At 74.9% G+C, this 6,528-nt stretch carries 7 protein-coding genes; 4 read left to right on the top strand and 3 right to left on the bottom strand.

Features of this window, described 5'->3' with window-relative positions; genetic code table 11:
• Positions 1 to 892: cysteine desulfurase/sulfurtransferase TusA family protein (locus tag AOK09_RS12115; RefSeq protein WP_157875869.1), on the top strand; the 892-nt coding region annotated here is incomplete at its 5' end.
• A 10-nt stretch (positions 893 to 902) separates the two neighbouring features.
• Here AOK09_RS12115 and AOK09_RS12110 read toward each other — a convergent pair.
• A complete protein-coding gene (locus AOK09_RS12110; protein ID WP_055587165.1) occupies positions 903 to 1,880 on the bottom strand; it encodes a carbohydrate kinase family protein in 978 nt (325 codons plus the stop codon).
• Between the two features lie 236 nt (positions 1,881 to 2,116).
• On the opposite strand from AOK09_RS12110, the gene AOK09_RS12105 reads away from it, so the two are divergent.
• Together AOK09_RS12105 and AOK09_RS41985 are read left to right on the top strand one after the other, a co-directional pair.
• Positions 2,117 to 2,332, top strand: a complete 216-nt coding sequence (locus AOK09_RS12105) for a hypothetical protein (protein WP_157875868.1) — start codon at positions 2,117 to 2,119, stop codon at positions 2,330 to 2,332.
• Between the two features lie 113 nt (positions 2,333 to 2,445).
• Positions 2,446 to 3,129, top strand: coding sequence for a hypothetical protein (locus AOK09_RS41985; RefSeq protein WP_055587163.1), 684 nt, complete (start codon positions 2,446 to 2,448; stop codon positions 3,127 to 3,129).
• Positions 3,130 to 3,212: 83 nt separating this feature from the next.
• Here AOK09_RS41985 and AOK09_RS12095 read toward each other — a convergent pair whose 3' ends face one another.
• Positions 3,213 to 3,566 (bottom strand): HesB/IscA family protein, encoded by a 354-nt coding sequence (locus AOK09_RS12095; RefSeq protein ID WP_055587162.1) that lies wholly within the window; start codon positions 3,564 to 3,566, stop codon positions 3,213 to 3,215.
• Between the two features lie 270 nt (positions 3,567 to 3,836).
• On the opposite strand from AOK09_RS12095, the gene AOK09_RS12090 reads away from it, so the two are divergent.
• Positions 3,837 to 4,715: a GNAT family N-acetyltransferase gene (locus tag AOK09_RS12090; RefSeq protein ID WP_055587161.1), complete on the top strand. Its 879-nt coding sequence runs from the start codon at positions 3,837 to 3,839 to the stop codon at positions 4,713 to 4,715.
• 55 nt (positions 4,716 to 4,770) lie between these two features.
• Here AOK09_RS12090 and AOK09_RS12085 read toward each other — a convergent pair whose 3' ends face one another.
• Positions 4,771 to 6,138, bottom strand: coding sequence for a pyridoxal phosphate-dependent decarboxylase family protein (locus tag AOK09_RS12085; RefSeq protein ID WP_245687252.1), 1,368 nt, complete (start codon positions 6,136 to 6,138; stop codon positions 4,771 to 4,773).
• Positions 6,139 to 6,528: the final 390 nt, after the last annotated feature.

Raw genomic sequence — 6,528 nt, 5'->3', positions numbered from 1 at the left:
GGACGCCGCGCAGAGCGCCGGCCGGGCGGCGCTGCCGGGGGGCTGGTCCCTGCTGGCCGCCAGCGCCCACAAGTGGGGCGGGCCGGCCGGGGTGGGGGTGCTCGCGGTCCGCAAGGGGGTGCGCTACACCTCTCCGCTGCCGGTGGACGAGCGGGAGCGCGGACGGGTACCGGGCTTCGTCAACGTCCCCGCGATCGTGGCCGCGGCCGCCTCGTTGCGGGCGGTGCGGCAGGAGGCCGAGGCGGAGGACGCCCGGCTGCGCTCCCTGGTGGAGCTGATCCGGACCCGGGTGCCGCAGCTGGTGCCGGAGGTCGAGGTGGTCGGCGACCCGGTGCACCGCCTCCCCCACATCGTGACCTTCTCCTGCCTCTATGTGGACGGCGAGGTGCTGCTCGGCGAGCTGGACCGGGCCGGCTTCGCGGTCTCCTCCGGCTCCTCCTGCACCTCCAGCACCCTGACGCCCAGCCATGTGCTCAAGGCGATGGGGGTGCTGACCGAGGGCAATGTCCGGGTCTCCCTGCCGCCCGGGACCGAGGAGGCCGAGGTGCGGCGGTTCCTGGAGGTGCTGCCCGAGGTGGTCGGTGCGGTACGGGCCCCGCTCGGGCTGCCCTCCCCCTCCCCGTCCACGGCGGCGGGCGCCGGGCCGCAGGCCCCGCTGGTGCTGGACACCCTGGGGCGGCGCTGCCCGATCCCGGTGATCGAACTGGCCAGGCGGATCGGCGAGGTGCCGACCGGCGGCACGGTCGCGGTGCTCTCCGACGACGAGGCGGCCCGGCTGGACATCCCCGCCTGGTGCCAGATGCGCGGCGAGGAGTACGCGGGCGAGGCCCCGGCCGCCGACTACGGGGGCGACCGGGGCACCGCCTATCTGGTGGTCCGCCGCAGCGGCTGATCCGGGCGGATCAAACGCCGAGGTGCTCCTGGACCTCGGCGGCGGCGGTGTCGCCGTACGCCTTGGCGAAGCGCTCCAGGAAGTGGCCGCGGCGCAGCTCGTACTCCTGGGTGCCCACGGTCTCGATGACCAGGGTCGCCAGCATGCAGCCGATCTGGGCGGAGCGCTCCAGGCCGAGCTCCCAGAAGACACCAGCCATGAAGCCGGCCCGGAAGGCGTCGCCGACGCCGGTGGGGTCGACCTTGGCCTCCTCCTCCGGGCATCCCACCTCGACGGTGGTGCCGTCGCGGCGGTCGATCCGCACGCCGCGGGCGCCGAGGGTGGTGACCCGGGTGCCGACCCGCTGGAGGATGTCGTCGGCGCTCCAGCCGGTCTTGCTCTGGATGAGGGCGGCCTCGTACTCGTTGGTGAAGAGGTACTCGGCGCCGTCGATCAGCTCCCGGATCTCGTCACCCGACATCCGGGCGAGCTGCTGGGAGGGGTCGGCGGCGAAGGCGTAGCCGCGGTCGCGGCACTCCTGGGTGTGGCGGACCATCGCCTGGGGGTCGTCGGCCCCGATGAGCACCATGTCCAGGCCGCCGAACCGGTCGGCGACGGGCTTGAGCTCGATGTTGCGCGCCTCGGCCATGGCACCGGTGTAGAAGGACGCGATCTGGTTGTGGTCCGCGTCGGTGGTGCAGACGAAGCGCGCGGTGTGGCGCAGTTCGGAGATCAGCACCGGGCTGGTGTCCACGCCGTGGCGCTCCAGCCAGGAGCGGTACTCGTCGAAGTCCGGCCCGGCGGCGCCGACCAGCAGCGGGCGCAGCCCCAGCAGGCCGAGGCCGAAACAGATGTTGGGGCCGACGCCGCCCCGGCGTACGTCCAGGGTGTCGACCAGGAAGGAGAGCGAGACCGTGTGCAGCTGGTCGGCGACCAGTTGGTCGGCGAAACGGCCGGGGAAGGTCATCAGATGGTCGGTGGCGATCGAGCCGGTGACGGCGATGCGCACGGCGGGGTCTCCTCGATGGGGGGCCGGTGTCCCTCACACGGTACCCGCGCCCCGGCCTGCGGGTGCGTGCGGCACCGGCCTGCGGCTCCTCCCGGAGCGTGTCCGGTTCATTACCGTACGGTAAGGGTGGCTGACGGGCCGGAGGCGGCCTACTGTCGCACGAAGGGGCGGGTCACGCCCCCGACGGCGCCCACGGCGCGCCCGCCGGCTGTCCAGCGAACCGGAGCAGAGCCATGATGCCCGAGCACGACCCCCGCACGGTGCCCGCCTTCCTGCGCGGCGACGCCGACCCCGAGACGCTGGCGGGACTGGTGAGTTCCTCGCGCCGGCTGGGCCTGTTCTGGCCGGTGCTGGCGACCGCCCCGGAGCCGCGGCCGCGGGCCGGACGGGGTTTCGCGGTGCCGCCGGGTGCCGCCTCGCTGGTGGCCGGGATGGCGGAGTACGGGGACTGAGCCCCGGCCGGCGGGGCCCGCCGGAACCACGGCGCGCCCGGCCGCGTCCCATCCACGGTTCCGCCGCTCCGGCGGCGGACGGACGGCTTGGGCGCTTGCCAGGAGGACGAACCGTGGATCCACAGAAGGCAGCCGGACACCCGGAGGGCGGGCCCGGGCAGGACGCCGGTGCCGCGCCCGGTGACCGGGGCCGCAGGCGCAGGTGGGCGATCGTCTGGGGCGCGGTCGCGGTACTGCTGGCGGGCGGCGGGTCGGCCTGGCTGGTGCACGGCTCGTCCACGTCCCCCCGGGCGCAGGACACCGCCGGGGCGACGCCCGCCTCAGCGAGCACGTCCGCCTCACCGGGCCCCGGGGCCTCCGCGTCGAGTGCCCCCGCCACCGCGGGTACGCCCGGCGCCGGCCCGACCCCGTCCGCGGGCAGCCCCGCTCCCGGGCCGGGCGGTCCGGTGGTGGGCGGTCCGGTGGCGGGGGGCCCCGCGGCGCACACCTGGACCGTCTCCGGCAACCGGTTGACCGTGTGGTTCTGGGCGGGGGTGTGCCAGACCTTCGCGCTGCGGACGGACGAGTCCCGGGCCGACCGGGTGACCGTCCGGGTGGTGGCCGACCGGCCCGTGCCCAAGGGGCGGGTCTGCCCCATGCTGGCGAAGTACCAGAACGTCCAGGCCGAGTTGACCCGTCCGCTGGACGGCCGCCAGGTGGTGGACGCCGTCACCGGCAAAGCCCTCCCCGAGGGGGCCGGGCCGACGGTGGTGCCCCGGCCGGGCGCCGGCGCCACCGGGGAGAAGGGCCCCCGCTGATTCCGGCTGCGGCCCCGCGGGGCCGGACACGCCGAGGGCGGCGGTCCCGGAGTTCCGGGTGACCGCCGCCCTCGGGCTGCCGATCAGCTGAAGGAGTCGCCGCAGGCGCAGGAGCCGGTGGCGTTGGGGTTGTCGATGGTGAAGCCCTGCTTCTCGATGGTGTCGACGAAGTCGACGGTCGCGCCGCCGAGGTAGGGGGCGCTCATCCGGTCGGTGACGACCTTGACGCCGCCGAAGTCCTTGACCACGTCGCCGTCGAGCGAACGCTCGTCGAAGAAGAGCTGGTAGCGGAGGCCGGAGCAGCCGCCCGGCTGGACAGCGACCCGCAGCGCGAGGTCGTCGCGGCCCTCCTGCTCGAGCAGGCCCTTGACCTTGGCCGCGGCGGCATCGGTGAGGATGATGCCACTCTCGACGGTGGTCTCGTCCTGGACGGTCATCTGCATACTCCCGGTTCTGACGACAGACTGCCGACCGCACCAACCGGCGGCCTCCCCGATCTATTCCGGGGACGGTTCCGGGGGCTCCCGGGCCGGCGGTGCGGCGGACTGGGGCGTCCCGTTTCGTCCATGCTCGCACACCGCCCGGGTGCGGTCACGGCCGAGCGGCCGTCCGCACCCCGGTCGGGCGTGCGGCCCACGGGGTCGAGATCAGGCCGAGGGAGCCGCAACGGCTGGAGCGCCGGAGGGGCTGCGTGCCAGCGTGGGGGCGTGATCCTTCGACCGGTACGTGACAGTGAGGCCGATGCCCGACGGGTGCGGGAGGTGTGCGAGGAGGCGTTCGGCGCACTGGCCCGGACGCGGAACGAGCCGGGGCGGCAGCCCACGCCGCAGTGGCGCGCACGGACGGAGGCCAGGAACCGCCATCTGGCCCGGCACGACCCGGAGGGCTGCTGGTTCGCCGAGGAGGACGGCGAGGCGGTGGGGGTGGCCCTGTCGGCCCGCCGGGAGGGCACCTGGATCCTGGCGGCGTTCGCGGTGCGCCCGCAGGCCCAGGGCAGGGGCGTCGGACTGCTGCTGCTGGAGCAGGCCCTGCGGTACGGGCGCGGCTGTCTGCGCGGGATGCTCTGCTCCTCGCCCGACCCGAGGGCCGCGCGACGCTACCGGCGGGCGGGATTCACCCTGCATCCGGCGATGGAGCTGCACGGCCCGGTGGACCGTTCGGGGCTGCGCGACCCCGGGGAGATCCCGGTCCACCCCGGCGGCCCGGCCCAGCGGCATCTGCTGGAGTCGGTGGACCGGCTGACGCGGGGGGCCTCGCACGGGGTGGACCATGACTTCCTGGCGCTGCACACCGACGAGCTGCTGGTGGCGGACACCCTCAGCGGCTCCGGGTACCTCTACCGGCTCGGCGGGCGGGTGGTGCTGCTGGCCGCCACCTCACGGCGGCTGGCGGTACGGCTGCTGAGGGAGGCGCTGGCCCGGGTGCCCGACGGGCAGGAGGCGGCGGTCACCAACCTCACCGCGGAGCAGGAGTGGGCGGTGGACGTCGGCCTGGAGGCCGGCCTGACGCTCTCCACCCGCGGCTATGTGGCGCTGCGCGGACTGCGGCCGCCGTCGCCGTACATCCCGCACGGCTCCCTGCTGTGACCCCTGCGCCCGGCCGGGGCGGCGGCCCGGCCGCTGCCGGGCAGGCGTCCGGGGGTCAGGCCATGGTGTCCAGGATCTCGTGCACCATCTCCATGGTCGTCCCGGGGTGGAGGAAGGCGAACCGGGCGACGGTCTCGCCCTCCCAGCCGGTGGGGGTGACGAAGCCGACCTGCCCGGCCAGCAGCCGCTGGGACCAGTCGTAGTAGTCCTGCGAGGTCCAGCCCAGGCGCCGGAAGACCACCGCGGACAGCTCGGGGTCGCGGACCAGTTCCAGGTGCGGGGTCTCCCGGATGACCATCGCGGTCTCCCGGGCGAGGGTGAGCCCCGCCTCGATGGCGTCGCTGTAGGCCTGGGTGCCGTGCACCGCCAGCGAGAACCAGAGCGGCAGGCCGCGGGCGCGCCGGGTGAGGTGGTACGCGTAGTCGGTGGGGTTCCACTCCTCGCCCTCGGTGTGCAGACAGTCCAGGTAGGAGGCGTCCTGGGTGTGCACGCCCTTGGCCAGCCAGGGTTTGCGGTAGATCAGCGCGGCGCAGTCGAAGGGCGCGAAGAGCCACTTGTGGGGGTCGACCACGAAGGAGTCGGCGCGCTCGATGCCGTCGTAGCGGTGCCGGACGGAGGGCGCGAAGAGGCCCGCGCCGCCGTAGGCGCCGTCGACGTGGAACCAGAGGTCGAAGTGGCCGGCCACGTCGGCGACCCCGGCGAGGTCGTCGATGATTCCGGCGTTGGTGGTGCCGGCGGTCGCGACCACACCGATGAGGCTGCCGCGGTCGTCGTCGGCCTCGATGGCGGCCCGCAGGGCCTCGCCGGTGAGGCGGTGGCCCTCGGTGGGGACGACCAGGGCCTCCACGCCGATGATGTTGAGGGTGTTGGTGATCGAGGAGTGGGCCTGGTCGCTGACCGCGATCCGCAGCCGGGCCCGGGCGTCGACACCGTGCTTGCGGCGGGCGGTGTCACGGGCGACCACCAGGGCCGAGAGGTTGCCGGCCGAGCCGCCGGAGACGAAGCAGCCGCCGGCGGTGAGCGGCAGGCCCGCCTGGTCGGAGATCAGCCGGAGGACCTGGTTCTCGGCGGCGATCGCACCGGCCGCCTCCAGCCAGGAGATGCCCTGGAGGGAGGCGCAGGAGACCACCATGTCGAAGAGGAGGGCGGCCTTGGTGGGGGCGCAGGGGATGAAGGAGAGGTAGCGGGGGCTGTCCGCGGAGATCACGGCGCGGCTGAGGTGCTCGTCGTAGAGCTTGATCACGTCGGCGGGGTCGTTGCCGCGCGCGTTGAGCAGCCCGTCCAGGTGGGCGCGGAGCTTGTCGCCGTCGCCGGGGTGGTCCAGGGGCACCGGGTCGTACTGCAGGCGTGCCCGCATGTAGTCGAAGACCAGGTCGACCAGGTCTGCGTCGTACTGGTGCATGCGGTGCGGCGCGGCGGACACGGGCACCCCTCTCGGTTCTCTGGGTGGCGGCTGCGGTGCGGGGTGGCGGGGCCCGGGCACTCCGGCGCACGTGGGCGTCTTCACTGGTCGCGTACGTGTCGCCGGAGCAGTCCCCGGGGGCCGGGCGGCGCCGGCGCCCGGCGTGGTGCGGGCCGCCCGGGGCGCCGCCGGACGGGGTTCAGCCTAGGCAGGGGGCGGCTCCGGGCGCGCGTCGATCCTTTGCGGGCGGCGCAGCATTCCGGCGTCTTCGCCGAGGGAGGGGCAGGATTCCTGCGCGGGGCGGCCGGTGGACCGTACGGGTGGCCGCCGTTCGGCCGTGCGCCCGGGCGACGGCTGCCGGGGCGGGAGGCGGCCGGAGGCGCTACGGGCGCGGGCCGACGGGTTATGGGG

The sequence above is a fragment of the Peterkaempfera griseoplana genome (assembly GCF_001418575.1).
GTDB lineage: Bacteria > Actinomycetota > Actinomycetes > Streptomycetales > Streptomycetaceae > Peterkaempfera > Peterkaempfera griseoplana.
This window is presented reverse-complemented; position numbering and strand designations above follow the sequence as displayed.

Coding starts and splice junctions, on each gene's coding strand:
- AOK09_RS12095 (WP_055587162.1), bottom strand. CDS start 3,566: ATGACCGTCCAGGACGAGACCACCGTCGAGAGTGGCATCATCCTCACC.
- AOK09_RS12105 (WP_157875868.1), top strand. CDS start 2,117: ATGCCCGAGCACGACCCCCGCACGGTGCCCGCCTTCCTGCGCGGCGAC.